Here is an 18,357-nt window from a genome sequence, read left to right as displayed (position 1 = left end):
CGGCTCATGTCCTTATCCCTACCGCAGAACCCCTTCAAACGCGCGCTGAGCGAAGGCACACCGCAATTCGGCCTGTGGGCCGCGCTCGCCGATGGGTACGTCACCGAATTGCTGGCCACGGCCGGTTTCGACTGGCTGCTGATCGACAACGAACATGCACCGAACGACGTGCGCAGCACGCTCGCGCAATTGCAGGCCGTGGCCGCTTACCCGTCGCATCCGGTGGTGCGGCCGGTACGCAGCGACAGCGCGCTGATCAAGCAGTTGCTCGACATCGGCGCGCAGACCCTGCTGCTGCCCATGATCGATACCGCCGCGCAAGCCGCCGACGCGGTCGCCGCCACGCGTTATCCGCCGCAAGGCATTCGGGGGGTGGGTAGCGCATTGGCGCGCGCCTCGCGCTGGAACCGGATTCCCGATTATCTGAACGCGGCGGCGAGCGAGTTGTGCGTGCTGGTGCAGGTGGAAACCGTGCAAGGCATGGAGAATTTACCGGCCATCGCGGCGGTGGACGGCGTCGACGGCGTGTTTTTCGGGCCGGCGGATTTGAGCGCGTCGATGGGCTTGCTGGGCAAACCCGGCGATCCGGGCGTGCGCGAAGCGATCCGTCAAGGTATCGACATCGTGCGGCGGGCGGGTAAGGCGGCGGGTGTGCTGGCGCCGGACCCGGCGCTCGCGGCGGACTATCTCGCGGCGGGCGCGACGTTCGTGGCGGTCGGCACGGACACCGGCTTGCTGAGTCGCGCGGCGGCGGATCTGGCGGCGTCGTATAAGAACACGGCGGGCGCGGCCGCGCCGGTTAAAGGCGGGTATTGATTCAGTAGCCGATTTAGTAGCCGCTCAGCCTTATCGCCCAGCCTAATCGCTAATCCCCCGCCGGCCACGGCAAGCCCAGCGCCGACCAGTCCAGCTCCACGCCGATCACCGAGCGCCCGGCCGCGAACTGCACCGCCAACGTCACCGCGACACACGGCCGGCCGCTCGCCAGCGAGAGGTAGGGATTGCTTGCCACCGCCACGCCCGGCAGCAGCACCGCGTTGCGGAAATACGGCCGGTGATCCCAGCGCGCATCGCGCGGATTCGCGACCGGATGCAGCGACGCGCCCTCGCTGTTATGCGCCGGCCCCGGCACTTCGGGCCCGACCTGCCGGCCGGAGTCGTCGAGAATGAAGCAACTGATGCAGCGCTCGAAGCGCGACAGCGCGGCAAACGCGTCGTCCATCACGACGCCCGCCAGCAACGCGTCCGCGGATGCGCGCAAACCCACCCGGTAAGGCTCCACCTCCGACTCAAACAACGCATGCTGATGCGCGCGGCCTTGCGCGATCACGTCGAACGCGTCGTCGATGCGCCGATGCACCGACTCCGGCGGCGCGATCTCCGCCGCCGGCCGTCCGAGCAGATAGCCCTGCGCGAAGTCCACGTTCGACTCCACCGCGAGAATCAGCTCCTCGGTCGTCTCCACGCCTTCGACCACCACCAGCATGCCCGCCTGGTGCAGCAGCGACACGAGCTTCGGCAGGATCGGCTGTTCGGTCCCGTGACTGGTCGCGCGAATCAGTTCGCCGTCGAGCTTGACGAGGTCCGGGCGAATACGCAGCAAGCGGTCGAGATTCGACTGACCGGCGCCGAAATCGTCGACGGCGATCAGGAAGCCGTGCTCGCGATACAAGGCCGCCGCGCGCGACATGTCGTCCACACTGCCGCCATGCGATTCGAGAATTTCGAGGATCACGCGCTCGGGATCGAGCCCGACCGCCCGCACGATCTTCGCGAGTTGATCCGCGTAACCCTCGGCGATGAAGGTGGCCGGCAAAATATTGAGGAACAGCCACGCATCGGCGGGCAGCGACTTGCGCGCATTGCCCAGGTGGACTGCATGACTCGCGCGGTCGAGCGCGCCTTCGTCGCTGGACGGCCTCGGCGCGAACAGCACCACGGGCGGCACGAGCGTGCCGTCGTCCTGTTCGCCGCGCAGCAAAGCCTCGAAGCCGACCTGCTTCTGATGCGACAGGCTGTAGAGCGGCTGGAAGTGCGAGGTCAGGTAATACTCTTCCCAACGATGCCGGCGTACCTCCCCGTCCGTGAAGAAATCGTCGCCGAGCAGTTGCAGCGCTTCGAGCGGCAGCGCGCGTTCGGCGCACACGCGGTTGCGGCCGGAGTGCTTGGCGCGCAGCAAGGCCTCGTCGGCGCGATCGAGCAGCACCATGATGCTTTCGCCGCGCCGGTGTTCGGCCACGCCGAAGCTCGCGGTCAGATGACCGTCCGGCCGCTCGATCGCGGCGATCGCGCCGCGCAGCCGCTCGGCCAGATGCAACGCGCCGGCCAGCCCGTCGCGCCGCAGCACCGCGAACTCCTCGCCGCCGATCCGGCTCACGCTGTCTTCCGCCGAGGTCTCCTCCATCAGCACCTGAGCGACCTGATACAGCGCGTGGTCGCCGACCGCATGGCCGAAGCGGTCGTTCAGCGATTTGAAACTGTCGATGTCCAGAAAGATCGCGCTGATGCGCTCGTCGGGCGCGCCGGCGTCGAGCCGGCGCTCGGCCTGCTTGACGAACGCGCGACGGTTTTGCAGGCCGGTCAGCGGATCGGTCGCCGCGAGTTGCGCCAGTTGGCTCTCAAGGAGAAAGTGATTGCGCCGGAATCGGTAGAACCCGAAGTGAAAGACCGCCGACGTCGGCATGCCGATCGCCGCGATCCACATCCACACGACCACGTTGACGTCATGCGGGCGCGGCTCGCCGGACAGCAGCGCGAGGGCCGCCGCATAGAACAGCACGGTGCCGGTGAAGAAATGCGTGGGCGTGAGCCACAGCGGCGCGGCGCAGATGGGGATCACCGCGAGGGCCGGCAGCACCCACAGCAGCGGCGCTTCGACACCGGCGACGTTCAACGCCATGCCGGCCACCAGCACCTGCAGATAGACGATGCCGATCGCGCCGAATAGCCAGATGGTTCGGGCGCGCGGAATCGCCAGCACCAGCAGGGCGAGCACGAGCGCGCACGCGAGCCGGTAGGCGAGCGGCGCGGCCGGACCGCCGACCAGGTTGCGCGCCCCGACGAAGCATAGGAACGCGACCACCGTGAACGCCATGGTCACTGTGGAGAGTGGGCGCTGGTGTTCAAGCGATCGTCGATGGAAGCGATCGCGTAAACCGGAATCGGACAGATGTTGCGTGGAGTTCGAAAGCATATTGATTGGTATCAGGCTCGTTCCGGTCACTCTGCCCATGGTTATCGGCAAACATCTGACTAATATTTAACCTTTCCACGCAAATCGATACGAACGCCTGTTCGCTTACGGCTGCTTCAGGCCGCTTTGGGTTGCTTTGGGCTGCATCAAAGCTACCTCCCCCCTCTTCCCACGCGCTTCACGCGGCTTGTGCCGTGGCGGCCATCACGCGATTGCGCCCGGCAGCTTTGGCGGCATACAGCGCGTTGTCGGCGCGCACCATCAACTGCGCGAGCGATTCATCCTGCCGATGCTGGTCCACCCCGACGCTAAAGGTGTAGCGCAAGCCGCCGGGCGGCAACTCGGCCGACGTGGCCGCGGCCAGCCTGGCGCGCAGCCGGTCCAGCAGGTTCACCGCTTCGGCGGCGCCGGTCGCCGGACAGAGTACGCCGAACTCTTCGCCGCCGAGTCGGCCGAGCACATCGCCGTCCCGCAGATGAGCGGTGACGAACGTCGCGAAATGGCTCAGCACCTGGTCGCCGGCCGCGTGACCGTGGCGGTCGTTGACGGCCTTGAACGAATCGATGTCGATGATCGCCAGCGCCAGCGGCAAACCGCTTTGCCGCGACGCGTCGAGCAGGGCGTCGCCGAGCTTCAGGAACGCGCGGCGCGCCAGCACGCCGGTCAGATCGTCGATGTTCGCCAGACGTTCGAGCCGCTCGGCCAGCCGGTCGTGCGCGAGCATCACCACGCCGATCGACAGACAGGGCGGCGCCAGCACCCCGATCGCGAGAAAAATGATGTTGGACGGTGTGACCTGCATCAGGTCGGTCTGAACCAGCAGACCGAAGCCGTACATCACGCCGCGCAAAGTATGCCCAGCACATAGCAGTGCGGCCGCGACCGTGAGGAAGTAATAGCTGTAGCACGGCCGGTTCAAAGGCCGGCCGCGCAACGAGGTCACGGCCAGCACCGCATAAAGGATCGCGTGAAACACCGAGACCAGCGTGACGCGCGCGTTGAAGTCCGGCACGACGAAGGTCCAGTAACACAGCCCGGCGAACAGAACCGCCAGACCGGCGTAGGCCGCCCAGGGTCGCGCGGGGCGCGCGAGAAAGCGCCGGCAGCCCGCCACCACCAGCAACGGCGAGACGGCCAGCAACATGTTCGACGCCACGAAAGTCAGCCAGCGCGGCGCGTGACCTTGCAACGCGAAGGCCAGCAACGCGACGAGCGCGAGCGCGTTCGCGGCGATCCAGCAGCCGACGCCGGGAATGGCCGCGCGCCGCAACGAGCCGAGCACGGCCATCGCCATGGCGCTCGACAAAACGGTGACTAGCAGAATACTGAGTGGATTGAGCATCGCAATGAATGGGTCGAACGGCAATGCAACGGCGCGATGCGCATGCTGCCTGAATCAGTCCGCACGCTTGTCTGACACGGCCGACCGTTGTGCGTCCGTAAGCTTAGCTGGCCCAGGCAAAAGTTGGGGGCTCGACGAACGGCAATAAGCAGGAAAGAATCGGAAAGAATGTCTGCGTAGACAATTGTGTGCCCATGCCCGGCTCTTATGGCGTAGCGTTGCATTTAACACGAAAAAGAAAAGCTAAAACATCCGAGCGAATTGCCGTTAGACCGGGTTGAGCGGTCGATCTTACGATGTGTGCCCAGGTACAAGCGCTAACACAACGCAATCAGAAAAAATTACGTTGTTGCGCTGCATCCGACGCAATCGATTGCGCGTATCAAAAGACGAATGGAAAGTGGCTAAAACTTAACGTCTTAAGTAGACTCCTGCGAATTGTGTCTGACAAAGTTTGACAAACCAGACAAGCCGGTAAAAGCAACCTGCCGCGCGCAAAACGCGGTTCCCGAAACACGTTTTTTTGCACTGGCCGTCATCGCCTGCCTGCTTCACAAAAAGGCGCCACGGCCACTTCCCGGAAAACATGGTCTCCATTCTCGATTACCTGCTGGAACGCCAGATCTCGCCACAATGGCGCGGCATGCTGAGCGCACTGGCGACCGAGTTCGAAGCGCAGATTGGTCGCGATGAACTGCGTCAACTGATGCACCGCGTCGGCAGCCGCTTCGCGGCCGCGCATCCGCTGCCAGCCTGCGGCTCGACCGCCGAGCTCGCGCACACGTTGAATCTGGTCTGGCATGACATGGATTGGGGCTACGTGGAACTCGCGGACGAACCCGAGTCGTTGCGGATCGTCCACTACTGCTCGCCGCTGCTCGCATTCGGCGGCACGGCGTTGACGTGGACCCCGGCGTTTCTCGAAGGCGTCTATCAGACCTGGTTGAGCGCGTTGGGCGCGCAAGGCTTGTCGGTCGCGCAGACGAGCGGTTACGGTGAAGACACCGCGATCGAGTTTCGGCTCGGGCGCCATCCGGGTTGAACGCGGCTTGCGAACAGGTCGTGAGTGGGCGTAGTAGAGATAGCAATGACAGTGGCGGTAGCGGTTGCTTAGTCGTTACTTAGCGGCTACTTGGCGGTTGCTTTTGCATGAACAGCATCAGGCAGTGGAACAACGCGCCAGACCGGTGCGCGTGCAGTGGCAGGATCCGCTTTCCAGCGCCGGAAGCAGGCAGGCATGTATCGGCGTGGGGGTTACGCAAGTCATGAACAAGACGGTGGCACTATGAGTTCATCCAGCGACATCGAGAAGCTTTTCGATCATTTCGGCGGCGACGCCAATGCGTACCAGGAAATCGGCCGCGAAAACGAGGCGCGCTCGGCGCGCACGCGCTGGCCTTTACTGGTCACGCTGGATCTGAGTCAACCGACGATTCCCGCCATCGGACAGCGCGTGGCACGGGCTCACCCGCAGGTGGCCGCAACGCCGGTCGCCGTCGATCCGCTCGACACCACACCCAAAGATGCCGCCTCGGTGACGCGCGCGAAAGCGCCGTTGTTCACCCGCTCGCATCGGCGGGATATTCCGCCGGTGGCGGTGGCTGCCGCGCCCTCCACGGCACCGCGCGGCGCTTCGCGCTTCGGCGAGCTCGATCCGGCGGAAGCGGTTTCTAAGGTCGATGCCGTTACGCCGGCGGCGTCCGCTGTTGTGCGGGTCGACGCGGTGGCGACGGAGGTCGTGCCGGCGGCGCGGGCTGCTGCGCCGGTGGCTTCGGCTGTGCCGGTTGTGTCGGCTGCGCCGGTTGCCGCGCCCGCTGTCGCACCGGTCGCGGCGGCGGCGCCCTTTGTCGTACCTGCTGCGGCCTTTGCTCCCGTTGCACCAGTTGCAGCCGTCGCAAGCGCCCCGCTCGCCCAGGTCCAATATCGCGCGCCGGCCATGCAACCGATCCCGCCGATCCAACCCGCCGCGCAAACCTGGGCGCAACCGGCCGCACCCGCCGCGCCGCCTTCGATCCTCGGCAAACTCTTCACCCCCGAACCCGCCGCGACGCCGCCGCAACCCGCCGCGTCCCAGGCCGCCGCCGCGCCGCTGCACTCGGTCTTCGACCGTCTGCGCGGCACGCCCGCTCAAACCGTCGCCGCTCCGGTCAGCGCCACCCGCGCCGCCGCGCCCGCCCCCTCCAACTCGTGGCTGGTCAACGGCCCTCGTCGCTCATGAAAGTCATCGCGGTGGTGTCCGCCAAGGGCGGGGTCGGCAAAACCACCCTCGCCGCCAATCTCGCTTGCGTGCTGGCCGCCGGCGGCCGGCGCGTGATCGCGATCGATCTCGATCCGCAGAACGCGCTGCGTCTGCACTTCGGCGTGCCGCTCGACAGCATCGACGGTTTGTCGCGCGCCACGCTGACGGGCGACCCGTGGCAATCGGTGCTGTTCGACGGTCTCGACGGCGTGACCGTGCTGCCCTACGGCGCGGTGCTCGAAGACGACCGCCGCCGCTTCGAGGCACTCGTCGACCAGGACCCGCACTGGCTTGCGCAAGCGTTGCAGAACCTGCGGCTCGATCCGTCGGACGTCGTGATCATCGACACGCCGCCGGGTTCGTCCGCGTATGTCCGCGCCGCGCTCAGCACGGCCACCTTCGCGCTGAACGTGGTGCTCGCCGACGCTGCCTCGTACGCGGCGATTCCGCTGATGGAGCGGCTGATCGATACCTATGCGACGCCGCGCGCCGAGTTCGGCGGCGTGGGCTACGTGGTCAACCAGATCGACCAGTCGCGCCAGCTCACCAAAGACGTGCTCAAGGTGTTGCGCCAGATGCTCGGCACGCGACTCTTCCCGGGCGTGATCCATCTGGACGAAGGCGTGAGCGAGGCGCTCGCCTGCGACACCACGCTGATTCATTACGATCCACTCAGTCAGGCCGCCGCCGATTTCCGCGCGTGCGGCGCCTGGCTGATTACAGCGGTCGACGCGATCGCCGTCTCGCCGAGGAACGTCGCATGAGCACGGCACAGTCGCAGGACATCGAGGCCGCCGAACCATCGTGGCTGGAACGCTTCGTCGACGCGCGCTTCTGGAACAGCCGCGTCGTCACCGGGCTGGTGACGCTGTTCGCGCTGACCATGCTGTACTTCGTGTTCACGGTGCCGCTCGCGTTCTACGAGCAACTCACGTTCGCGACCTGCTGCTTCGTGACCGCGCTGCTGTTCCGCCGCCTGCCCGGCCGTTACGCGACGATGGTGATGATCATGCTGTCGGTGGTTACGTCGGGCCGCTATATGTACTGGCGGCTGACCGCCACCACTTACTGGGAACATCCGCTCGACGCCGCCTGGGGTCTGTTGCTGGTGTCCGCCGAAGTCTATTCGACCGTCGTGCTGCTGCTCGGCTACTTCCAGACCGCGTGGCCGCTCAAGCGCAAGCCGATGCCGCTGCCCGCCTCGCGCGATCTGTGGCCGACCGTCGACATCTTCATTCCGACCTATAACGAGCCGCTCTCGGTGGTGAAGCCGACCATCTACGCCGCGCTCGCGCTCGACTACCCAGCCGAAAAAATTTCGATCCACGTGCTCGACGACGGCCGCCGTCCCGAGTTCAAGGCGTTCTGCGAAGACGTCGGCGTCAACTGGACGATCCGCACGCACAACCGCCACGCGAAAGCCGGCAACATCAACGAAGCGCTGAAGATCACCAGCGGCGAATATCTCGCGATCTTCGACTGCGATCACATTCCGACCCGCTCGTTTTTGCAGATCGGCCTCGGCTGGTTCCTGCGCGACAAGCTGCTGTCCATGCTGCAGACGCCGCACCACTTCTTCTCCGCCGATCCGTTCGAACGCAACCTCGGCACCTTCCGCAAGGTGCCGAACGAAGGCGAGCTGTTCTACGGTCTGGTGCAGGACGGCAACGATCTGTGGAACGCGACCTTCTTCTGCGGTTCGTGCGCGCTGCTGCGCCGGACCATGGTCGAGGAGATCGGCGGCATCGCGGTCGAAACCGTCACCGAAGACGCGCACACCGCGTTGAAATTGCACCGCCTCGGCTACACCACCGCGTATCTGGCGATTCCGCAAGCGGCCGGGCTCGCCACCGAATCGCTGTCGGGCCACATCGGCCAGCGGATTCGCTGGGCGCGCGGCATGACGCAGATTTTCCGGATCGACAATCCGCTCACCGGCAAGGGTCTGAAAATCGGTCAGCGGCTGTGCTATCTGAACGCGATGATGCACTTCTTCTACGGCATTCCGCGTCTGGTGTTCCTGACCGCGCCGCTGTCGTATCTGTTCTTCGGCGCGCACGTGATCGAAGCCGCCGCCAGCACGATCGCGATCTACGCGCTGCCGCACATGATGCACGCGAGCATCACCAATTCGCGGATGCAGCGCTCGTTCCGCCATTCGTTCTGGGCCGAGGTGTACGAGTCGGTGCTGGCCTCGTACATCACCGCGCCGACGCTGCTCGCGCTGATCAACCCGAAGCTCGGCAAGTTCAACGTGACCGCCAAGGGCGGCCAGATCGAGAAGAACTACTTCGACTGGGCGATCTCGCGGCCGTATCTGTTCCTGCTGTTGCTGAACCTGATCGGCTTCTGCGTGGGCATCGTCCATATCTATTTCAACTGGCATCTGCGCAGCGTGGTGCAGACCACCGTGCTGAACCTCGCGTGGACCACCTACAACATGCTGATTCTCGGCGCGAGCGTGGCCGCCGCGAGTGAGCGCCGGCAGATTCGCGCGGTGCACCGCGTGGCGATGCAAATGCCCGTGATGCTGAAGTTCTCGACCGGCCGCACGCTCGCCTGCGAAACCATCGACTACTCGGAAGGCGGCGTGGGTGTCGCGCTGCCCGCGGCGATCCAGGTGCCGATGCACGAACGCGTGACCGTGTCGCTGTTTCGCGGCGACGAGGAATACGCCTTCCCCGCGACGGTCGGCTTCACCGCGCCGGGCCGTGTCGGCCTGCGCTTCTCGCAGCTCACGCGCGAGCAGGAATACGAGTTCGTCAAAACCACCTTCGCCCGTGCGGATGCATGGACCGGTTGGGCCGAAGGGCGTCAGCAGGACACGCCGCTGCGCGGCCTGTCGCATGTGCTGACGGTCGGCGCGCGCGGCATCGTGGGTCTGTTCGAACATCTTTACGCCGACCTTCGCAGCTCGATGAAAAGCCGTCCAGTGGACGTCAAGAAGCTAAAAACCAAAGACTGATCTATGCGCAACCGGATGGCGAAGGCACACAAGGAACGCTCGCGTGACGAGCGCAGTGGGATGGAACCGGCAGCGCGCCGCTTCGCAGGTCCCGGCTCGCAACGGCTGATGCGCGGGCTCGCCTGCTGGCTCGCGTTGCAGACCGCCCTGGCGGCGCCGCTCGTGTCGGTCGCGCAGGCGGCTGAAGCCGTCGCGGCGGCAGCGGGCTCCACCCAGGCGGGTTCCACTCAAACGCGCGCGACGGCGGGCAATCAAGGCACACCCGGTACACCCACTCCCCTCGTCGCCACCGGCGTGGGCAGCGTGCCCGCGCCGAGCCCCGCCGTGCCGTACGACCCGAACACGCTCACGCAAGCCGCGTTGGCAACGCCGACGCCCGCGCTCGCCGCGTCGTCGGTGAAGGCGTTGGGCATCAAGACGCCGACCACTGCCGAACCCGGCACGCTGGTGCCGGGCGGCCGCCGGCAGACGCTGACCTTCGCCGATCTCGGCGCGCTCGATCCGCTGCAACTGCGCGGCACTGACGGTCAGAACGGCGTCGCGTTCTCGGTACGTGGCGACGAAGTGGTGACCGGCGCGGTGCTGCACCTGGTCTATAGCTACTCGCCCGCGCTGCTGCCGAATCTCTCGCAACTGAAAGTGCTGGTGAACGGCGAAGTCGCCGCGACCCTGCCCGTGCCGCACGAACAGTCCGGCATGCTGGTGGCGCGCGACGTGTCGATCGATCCGCGCTTCATCACCGAGTTCAATCACCTGAACGTGCAGTTGATCGGCCATTACACGACGAGTTGCGAGGACCCGGCGAACTCGTCGCTGTGGGCCACCGTCAGCAATGCGAGTTCGCTCGATCTGACCTACGCTTCGCTCGCCAGCAAGCCGGATCTGGCGGCGCTGCCGCAGCCGTTCTTCGACCGCCGCGACGTGCGTCGGCTCGAACTGCCGTTCGTGTTCCCGCAAAAGCCGGGCGCCGCAACGCTCGAAGCGGGCGGCATCGTCGCCTCGTGGTTCGGCGCGCTGGCCGGTTATCGCGGCGCGGTGTTTCCGGCGCAACTGGACAACGCGCCGTTGTCGGGCAACGCCGTGGTGTTCGCCACTTCCGACCAGCGCCCGGCCGGCATCGAGATTCCGGCGATCTCCGGTCCGACCATCGCGGTGGTGGATCGCGAAGCGCCGGCGCGCGGCAAGCTGCTGCTCGTGCTCGGGCGCACCGAAGCCGAACTGAAGACCGCCGCCAAGGCGCTCGGCATCGGCCAGAACACGCTGACGGGTGCGAGCGCAACCATCACGCAGTTGAACGAACTCGGGCCGCGCGCGCCGTACGACGCGCCGAACTGGTTGCCGACCCATCGTCCGGTGCGCTTCGGCGAACTCGCCGACGCGCGCGATCTGACCGTGTCAGGCTACGACGCCGACGCGGTGCGCGTGAATCTGCGCGTGCCGCCCGATCTGTTCATGTGGCACACCAAGGGCGCGCCGATCGATCTGCGCTACCGCTACACGGTGCGCCCGCACGTCGACCGGTCGTCGTTGAACGTGAGCGTGAACAACGGCTTCGTGCAGGCCCTGCCGATTCCGGCGGAGTCCGCCTCCGTGTTCGATCTGAGCCATTACTTCGCGCGCGTGTTGCCGGACAGGACCGCCGAGGCGCGCCGCACCGTCTACATTCCGCCGCTGCTGCTGACGCCGCGCGCGCAGGTGCGCCTGCACTTCTACTACGACATTCCCGATACCGGCGAATGCCACGGCCGTCTGCTCGACAACGTGGTCGGCGCAATCGATCCGAATTCGACGATCGATCTGTCGTCGTTCCCGCATTACATGGCACTGCCCGATCTGGCCGCGTTCGCCAATAGCGGCTTCCCGTTCACGCGCATGGCGGACCTCTCCGAGACCGCCGCGATCCTGCCGAACGACGCCGATTCGAGCGACTACAGCCTGTTTTTGCTGACCATGGGCCGCATGGGCGCGTCGACCGGTTATCCGGTGAACGGCGTGAGCGTCGGCACCGCGGACGACGTCGACAAGTACGCCAATAAAGACCTGCTGATTTTCGGCGCGCCGGGCAAGCAGCCGCTGCTGCAACGCTGGGCCAAGTCGATGCCGTTCTCCAGCGACGGCGATTCGCGCACCTTCCAGCTCTCCGACATCGTCTTCAAACTCGAGGACTGGTGGCACGGCGAGCGCGGTGTCGAACGCACGCCGGCGCGCGCCGACCTGACGCTGGTGAGCTCGAACGGCGACGCGCTGCTGACCGGTTTCGAGTCGCCGTTGCAGAAGAACCGCAGCGCGGTCGCGCTGGTGAGCGCGGCCGGCCAGTCGGACGCGGATCTGTCAACCGCGCTGCTCGATGCCGACGTGCTGCCGGAAATTCAAGGCGCGATGGCCGTGATTCACGGCCGCAACGTGACCATCACGTCGAACGGCGAAGCGTATTACATCGGCCATCTGTCGCCGCAGGAGTATCTGCGCTGGGCGCTGTCGTCGCATCCGCTGCTGTTGATGCTGGGCGGCGTGCTCGCCGCGCTGATCATCGCGGGCCTGTTCTACCGGACGCTGCGCTCGGTCGCCGCGCGCCGCCTGAAGGACTGAGGACTGTTTATGCAGGTTCGAATCAACCGGAAGGCATGCCTCGCATTGACGCTCGGCCTCGCCGCGTCGGCGAGTTTTGCCAATCTCGTGAAGGTGGCGCAGGTGAATCCCGCAGCCGCGGCGTCCGGGGCGTGCGGTGAGTGGACCGGCTACCGGCGCTTCGTCGAACGTTTCGTGCAGGCGGACGGCCGCGTGATCGACTACTCCACGCCGACCCAGCAAACCACCTCCGAAGGTCAGTCGTACGGTCTGTTCTTCGCGCTGGTCGCGAACGACCGCGCGACCTTCGACCGGCTGCTCGCGTGGACCCGCACCAACCTCGCGGACAATCAGTTCGACGCGCAAAACATGCGGCTGCCGTCGTGGCAATGGGGCAGAAAACCGGACGGCTCGTTCGGCGTACTCGATCCGAATTCCGCCTCCGACTCCGATCTGTGGATCGCCTACGACCTGCTGCAAGCCGGCCGTCTGTGGAAAGACCCCACCTACACGCAACTCGGCCAGGCGCTGGCCACGCAGATCGCGCGCCAGGAAATGACTACCTTGCCGGGCGTCGGCCCGATGCTGCTGCCGGGACCGCAAGGCTTCAAGGTGGGCGGCGTGACGCGTCTGAATCCGAGCTATCTGCCCTTGCCGGTGTTGCGCGCGCTCGCCCATGAACAGCCGAACGGTCCGTGGGCCAAGCTCGCCGAGAGCGCCTACAAGCTGATCAAGACCACCGCGCCGCAAGGCTTCTCGCCCGACTGGGCGGCGTGGCAGAACGGCCAGTTCGTGGTGGATCCGAAAAACGGCGACACCGGCAGCTACGACGCGATCCGCGTCTATCTGTGGGCCGGTCTGACTTCGCCCGCCGATCCGCTCGCCAAACCCTGGCTCGCGGCGCTCGGCGGCATGCGCGCGAAGGTCGCGCAAACCGGCATTCCGCCGGAGAAAGTCTCGTCGACCAGCGGCACGGCCAGCGGCGAAGGTCCGCTCAGTTACTGGGGCGCGCTCGCGCCGTATTTCAAGTCGCTCGGCGACGAGCGCGGCCTCGGCCTCGCGCGCACCCATCTCGCGGCGCTCGACGCCAATGTGCCCGGCCGCGAGCCGGTTTACTACGATCGTGTGCTGGGTTTGTTCGGCACGGGGTTTATCGACGGCCGCTATCGCTTCGACGAAGCCGGCCGTCTCGTGCCTGGCTGGAGAAATGCATGCGATTGAGCGCCCTCGCGTTGTCATTGCGCTTCGCACTGAGCGTCACGGCGGTCTGCTATGTGGCGACCGCCGCGCCCGACGTGCTGGCGCAGGCGTCGAAAGATCCGCTGAACGTGCTGATCGATCAGGGCAAGTACTGGCAGTCGCATCAGCGCGGCGATCTCGCCGAGCAGGCCTGGCTGAAGGTGCTGCGGCTCGATCCGAAGCAGCCCGACGCGCTCTACGGCATGGGCATGGTGCTCGCCGACCGCAAGGACGGCGCGGGCGCGCAGCAATATCTGGCGCGCCTGAAAGCGGTCGCGCCGAACTACCCGAATATGGATGAACTCGGCCGGCGTCTGGGCGAATCGAGCGTGCGCGACCAGACCGTGAACGACGCGCGGCGGCTCGCGCAAAGCGGCCAGAGCGCGAGCGCGGTGGAGCAATACCAGCGCGCGCTGAACGGCAAGCCGGCCACGCCCGAATTGCAGCTCGAGTATTACCAGGCGCTGTCGGCCACGCCGCAAGGCTGGGACCAGGCGCGCCGCGGCCTCGAACAGCTCGCGCGCGACAACCCCGACGACCCGCGCTACGCCCTCGCCTACGCGCAGCATCTAACGTATCGCGACGTCACGCGGCGCGACGGTATCGCGCGTCTGCAAAAACTCTCCGCCGACAACACGGTCGGCGCGGCGGCGAAAAAGAGCTGGCGTCAGGCGCTGTTGTGGCTCGACGCGCGGCCCTCCGATTCCGCGTTGTACGAGTCGTATCTGCAAAGCGCCGGCGACGACGCCGCGGTCAAGGCGCGCTTCGATTCGATGGTGCAGCAGGACAAGGCGGCGCGCGACCGCTCGCAAGAGAACGCCGCGACGGATGCACGCGGCCGTACCGTCGCCGACGGTTTCACCGCGCTCGATAAAGACGACATCGCGACCGCACGCTCAAAGTTTTCCTCGGTGCTGGCCAACAGCCCGAACGACACCGACGCGCTCGGCGGCATGGGGATCGCCGCGCTGAAGCAGGAACGCTTCGCCGAGGCGCGCAATTATCTGGAACGCGCGTCGCGCAGCGGCAATCCGGCGCGCTGGAAAACCGCGCTCGACAGCGCGACCTACTGGACCTACACCAGCGACGCAATCGGCGCGCGCAGCAACGGCGAATTCGCGAAAGCGAAGTCGCTGTTCGAACGCGCGATCGCGCTGAATCCGTCCGACGTCACCGCGCAGGTGCTGCTCGGCGAAATGCTGCTCGCCAACAACGACCCGGTCGGCGCGGAACAGGCGTACCGGATGGCGCTGCGCCGCCAGGCCGACAATCCCGACGCAGTGCGCGGACTGGTCGGCGCGCTCGCCGCGCAAGGCCGCGGCGACGAGGCGCTGCAGTTCGCCAATCAGTTGAACGCCGAACAGCAGACCAAGGCCGGCGGCATCAACCGTCTGCGCGGCGAAGCGCAAGCCGCTCAGGCACGCGCCGCCGAAGCGCGCGGCGATCTCGGCAGCGCCCGCAGCCTGTTCGAAGACGCGCTGCTGAACACGCCGGACGACCCGTGGCTGCGGCTCGACCTCGCGCGCATTTACGTGCGGCAAGGCGCGGTCGCCAACGCCCGCAGCATGATGGACGGCCTGCTGGCCGCGCATCCCGACATGACCGACGCGCTCTATGCGAGCGCGTTGCTGTCGGCGGAAACGCAGGACTGGGCGGCGGGGCTCGCGCAACTGGAGCGGATTCCCGCCGCGCAGCGCACCGACGCGATGACGACCTTGCAGCACCGCCTGTGGGTGCATCAACAGGCCGATCTCGCGACGCGGATGGCGCGCAACGGTCAGAACCAGCAGGCGCTCGCCACGCTGCATGCGGCCGAACCGGTCGCCGGCAACAGCCCCGAACTGATCGGCGTGATCGCCGCCGGTTATCAGCAGGCGGGCGACCCGAACCGCGCGTTGGGCCTCGTGCGCAGCGCGATGAACGCGGCGCCCGGCAACACCGATCTGCTACTGCAATACGCGGGCATTCTGTCGGCCACGCAGCAGGAAAACGAACTCGGCATGGTGATGCGCCGGCTCGCCGCGATGCAGTTGACGCCGCAGCAACGCACGGACTTCGGCAATCTGAATCTGGGCATCGTCATCAAGCAATGCGACGCGGTGCGCCAGCGCGGCGATCTGGCTAGCGCCTACGACGTGATCGCGCCGTGGCTCGCGGCCATGCCGGACAACCCCGATCTGCAGGCCGCGCTCGGCCGTCTTTATTCGAGCGCGGGCGACGACCGCAATGCGCTCGCCAGCTATCGCGTCGCGCTGCAACGCAAGCCCGACGACCTGAACCTGTTGCAGGCCACGATTCCCGCCGCGGTCGGCGCGAAACAGTTCAGCTACGCCGAATCGCTCGCGAATCAGGCGTTGCGCGCAGCGCCCGGCGATCCGGGCGTGCTCGCCACCGTCGGCCGCATGTATCGCGCGGAAGGCAAGCTGTCGCTCGCGTCGACGTATCTGCAGCGCTCGCTGGTCGCCGCCAATACGCCGCTGATGGCCAACGCGCCGCGCACCCCGGCGAGCAACGTGCCACGCGGCTGGGAAGTGGCCATGCGCCGGATCGGCGCGACGCCGCTGCCCGGCACCAATCCGTTCGAAGGCAAAACCGCTACCGTCACACCGTCCGACGCCGACAACGCCGCGCTGGGCGGCGGCAATTACACCGCCGCGCGCGCCGCGCTTCCGTACTCGCAGCCCTCCTTGCCGACACAGACCGTGCCGAACTATCCGCCGCCTACGCAGCCCGCGCCGTACGTCGCGCCTTATACGGCGCCCGCGCAGCCTTATACGCCGAACGGTGCGCCCGCTGCCTTGCCGTACAACACGCCTCGCCCCGCCGTGAATTCCGGTGGCTATGGGCAGGAAACTTATGGGTCGAGCCAGTCGGGCGCGCCGTTGCAGCCTTATCCGGGGCAAGGGCAACAGCCGATGCAGGCGCCGCAGCAGTCGTATAACCCGGGGTATGCGCAGCAACAGCCGTATAACCCGGGGTATCCGCAGCAGGCGCAATACGGCGCGCCGGATGGTTACGCCGCGACGCCGTGGCCCATGTCGCCGGCCGCGCGCGAAGCGCAGGCCAACGCCGGTTCGATGCAAGCGCAACCGTATGCGCCTTATAACGCCAACGCGAAACGGCCGACTGCTAAAAAGCAGACCGCGTCGAAGAGCAAGCGCAGTGCGCCGACCTACGCGCGAGCGCCCTATGGACAACAGCAAGGCTATCCGCAACAACAGGGCTATTACGGCCAGCAGCCGTATCCGCAGCAACAACAGGGTTACGCGCAGCAGCCCTATCAACCGTATCCGCCGCAGCAGCAAGGGTATGGCCAGCAGCCGTATCAACCGGTGCCGCCGCAGGCTTATCCGAATCAGGGCTATTACGCGCAACAGCAGCAGCCATACATTCCGCAGCCGCCGACCGGCTATGCACAGGCCTATTACCCGCAGCAGCCGGGAGCGAACGGCAACGGCGCGAACTACGCGCCGTCGAACGTCGCCAACACGCAAACGCTCGGCGTCGCGGAAGAACTCGCGCAGGTCAATCGCGAACAATCGAGCAGCGTGACGGGCGGCATCGTGTTCCGCAACCGCACCGGCGAGGACGGCCTGTCCACCCTCACCGATATCGAAGCGCCGGTTCAGGGACGCATCAAGGCGGGCAACGGCCACATCGTCATCACGGCCACGCCGGTGACGCTCGACGCAGGCACCGCCGCCGGCACGACGTCGACGCTGGCCCGCTTCGGCGCCGGTCTGTCCAACCCGCAGTCCGCGATCTCGGCGGTGGCCGGCAACAACACGTACGGCAGCCAGACCGCGAATGGCGTGGGCCTGTCGCTCGGTTACGAAGGCCGCAGCATCAGCGCCGATATCGGCGTGACGCCGCTCGGCTTCCCCGAGAAAAACATCGTGGGCGGCGCGCAGTACAACGGCGCGATCACCGACAAGGTGACCTACTCGCTCGCCGTCGCACGGCGCGCGGTGACCGACAGCCTGCTCTCGTATGCCGGCGCGCGCGATTCGGGCTCGGGCCTCGAATGGGGCGGCGTCACGTCCAATGGCGGCCTCGGCAGCCTCGCGTGGGACGACGGCACGAGCGGCCTGTACGTGAACGCTTCGTATCAGCACTATATGGGCTACCACGTCGCGAGCAACAACGCGTACAAGGGCGGCGGCGGTGTTTATACGCGTCTGCTGAAAGACGCCGACCAGACGCTCACGGTCGGCGTGAACACCACGCTGATGACCTATAACAACAACCTGTCGTACTTCACGTATGGCCAGGGCGGCTATTTCAGCCCGCAGCAGTACATGATCCTGAATCTTCCGATCGAGTGGATGGGCCGCAACGGCGCGTTCACGTACGACGTGAAGGGCTCGATCGGCGTGCAGCATTACCGGCAGGATGCGTCGAACTACTTCCCGCTCAACGACGGCTCCAGTCGTCAAGCCAACGCGGCAGGACAGGCCAATTCCCTCGGCGGTGGGCTCGACAGCAACGCCGTTTATCCTGGCCAGAGCAAGACCGGGGTGTCGTATTCGCTTAGCGCTGTCGGCGAATATCAACTCGCGCCGCAACTGGCGTTCGGCGCCACGGCGTCGCTCGGCAATGCGTATGAATACCGCGAATGGCTCGCGTCGGTTTATGTGCGCTACAGCTTCAGCAAGCAGACCGGCCTGCAACCGTTCCCGCCGACGCCGCTCAGTTCGCCGTACGTGTCGCTGTCGAACTGATGTAGGAGTTTGCGGGTTTTGCGGGTTGCTGCGACGGTGAGTTCTTTCGGGCCACTGTCGCCGTCGCCGTCGCCGTTGCAGGCAGCCGGG

At 66.3% G+C, this 18,357-nt stretch carries 10 protein-coding genes; 8 read left to right on the top strand and 2 right to left on the bottom strand.

Translation table 11 applies throughout. The annotated features are described in order from the left end of the window. Positions 1-6 precede the first annotated feature (6 nt). Positions 7-816 carry a 4-hydroxy-2-oxoheptanedioate aldolase gene (gene hpaI, locus FA94_RS24930; protein WP_035556229.1) on the top strand — a complete coding sequence of 270 codons (810 nt, stop codon included), beginning with the start codon at positions 7-9 and terminating at the stop codon, positions 814-816. Positions 817-865: 49 nt separating this feature from the next. Here hpaI and FA94_RS24925 read toward each other — a convergent pair whose 3' ends face one another. Beyond that, on the bottom strand, positions 866-3,193 hold the full coding sequence (locus FA94_RS24925; protein ID WP_035556227.1) for a bifunctional diguanylate cyclase/phosphodiesterase: 2,328 nt from the start codon (positions 3,191-3,193) through the stop codon (positions 866-868). Positions 3,194-3,371: 178 nt separating this feature from the next. Beyond that, a complete protein-coding gene (locus tag FA94_RS24920) occupies positions 3,372-4,535 on the bottom strand; it encodes a GGDEF domain-containing protein (RefSeq protein ID WP_035562963.1) in 1,164 nt (387 codons plus the stop codon). Positions 4,536-5,121: 586 nt separating this feature from the next. Between FA94_RS24920 and bcsD the strand changes: the two genes are divergently transcribed. From bcsD to FA94_RS24885, 7 genes are all read left to right on the top strand, one after another. Continuing rightward, positions 5,122-5,577, top strand: a complete 456-nt coding sequence (gene bcsD / locus FA94_RS24915; protein ID WP_035556225.1) for a cellulose biosynthesis protein BcsD — start codon at positions 5,122-5,124, stop codon at positions 5,575-5,577. Between the two features lie 243 nt (positions 5,578-5,820). Then, positions 5,821-6,753: a cellulose biosynthesis protein BcsP gene (gene bcsP, locus FA94_RS24910; RefSeq protein ID WP_035556224.1), complete on the top strand. Its 933-nt coding sequence runs from the start codon at positions 5,821-5,823 to the stop codon at positions 6,751-6,753. Further along, a complete protein-coding gene (gene bcsQ, locus FA94_RS24905; protein WP_035556221.1) occupies positions 6,750-7,538 on the top strand; it encodes a cellulose biosynthesis protein BcsQ in 789 nt (262 codons plus the stop codon). Before bcsP ends, bcsQ begins: the two co-directional genes overlap by 4 nt. After that, positions 7,535-9,739, top strand: coding sequence for a UDP-forming cellulose synthase catalytic subunit (bcsA, locus tag FA94_RS24900; RefSeq protein ID WP_035556219.1), 2,205 nt, complete (start codon positions 7,535-7,537; stop codon positions 9,737-9,739). Before bcsQ ends, bcsA begins: the two co-directional genes overlap by 4 nt. A gap of 3 nt (positions 9,740-9,742) precedes the next feature. After that, positions 9,743-12,328: a cellulose biosynthesis cyclic di-GMP-binding regulatory protein BcsB gene (bcsB, locus tag FA94_RS24895; RefSeq protein WP_035556217.1), complete on the top strand. Its 2,586-nt coding sequence runs from the start codon at positions 9,743-9,745 to the stop codon at positions 12,326-12,328. Positions 12,329-12,337: 9 nt separating this feature from the next. Then, complete coding sequence (gene bcsZ / locus FA94_RS24890) at positions 12,338-13,528, top strand: cellulose synthase complex periplasmic endoglucanase BcsZ (RefSeq protein ID WP_035556216.1); 1,191 nt, start codon at positions 12,338-12,340, stop codon at positions 13,526-13,528. Then, a complete protein-coding gene (locus FA94_RS24885; protein WP_035556214.1) occupies positions 13,519-18,267 on the top strand; it encodes a cellulose synthase subunit BcsC-related outer membrane protein in 4,749 nt (1,582 codons plus the stop codon). The genes bcsZ and FA94_RS24885 overlap by 10 nt, the downstream gene beginning before the upstream one ends. The last annotated feature ends 90 nt before the right edge of the window (positions 18,268-18,357 follow it).

Origin of the sequence: Burkholderia sp. 9120 (assembly GCF_000745015.1) — a bacterium.
In the GTDB taxonomy this organism is placed as follows: domain Bacteria; phylum Pseudomonadota; class Gammaproteobacteria; order Burkholderiales; family Burkholderiaceae; genus Paraburkholderia.
This window is presented reverse-complemented; position numbering and strand designations above follow the sequence as displayed.

Bases quoted from the DNA above. Each gene is read 5' to 3' on its own strand.
- FA94_RS24920 (WP_035562963.1), bottom strand. From the start codon at position 4,535: ATGCTCAATCCACTCAGTATTCTGCTAGTCACCGTTTTGTCGAGCGCC.
- bcsQ (WP_035556221.1), top strand. From the start codon at position 6,750: ATGAAAGTCATCGCGGTGGTGTCCGCCAAGGGCGGGGTCGGCAAAACC.
- bcsP (WP_035556224.1), top strand. From the start codon at position 5,821: ATGAGTTCATCCAGCGACATCGAGAAGCTTTTCGATCATTTCGGCGGC.
- bcsZ (WP_035556216.1), top strand. From the start codon at position 12,338: ATGCAGGTTCGAATCAACCGGAAGGCATGCCTCGCATTGACGCTCGGC.
- bcsA (WP_035556219.1), top strand. From the start codon at position 7,535: ATGAGCACGGCACAGTCGCAGGACATCGAGGCCGCCGAACCATCGTGG.
- hpaI (WP_035556229.1), top strand. From the start codon at position 7: ATGTCCTTATCCCTACCGCAGAACCCCTTCAAACGCGCGCTGAGCGAA.
- FA94_RS24925 (WP_035556227.1), bottom strand. From the start codon at position 3,193: ATGCTTTCGAACTCCACGCAACATCTGTCCGATTCCGGTTTACGCGAT.
- bcsB (WP_035556217.1), top strand. From the start codon at position 9,743: ATGCGCAACCGGATGGCGAAGGCACACAAGGAACGCTCGCGTGACGAG.
- bcsD (WP_035556225.1), top strand. From the start codon at position 5,122: ATGGTCTCCATTCTCGATTACCTGCTGGAACGCCAGATCTCGCCACAA.
- FA94_RS24885 (WP_035556214.1), top strand. From the start codon at position 13,519: ATGCGATTGAGCGCCCTCGCGTTGTCATTGCGCTTCGCACTGAGCGTC.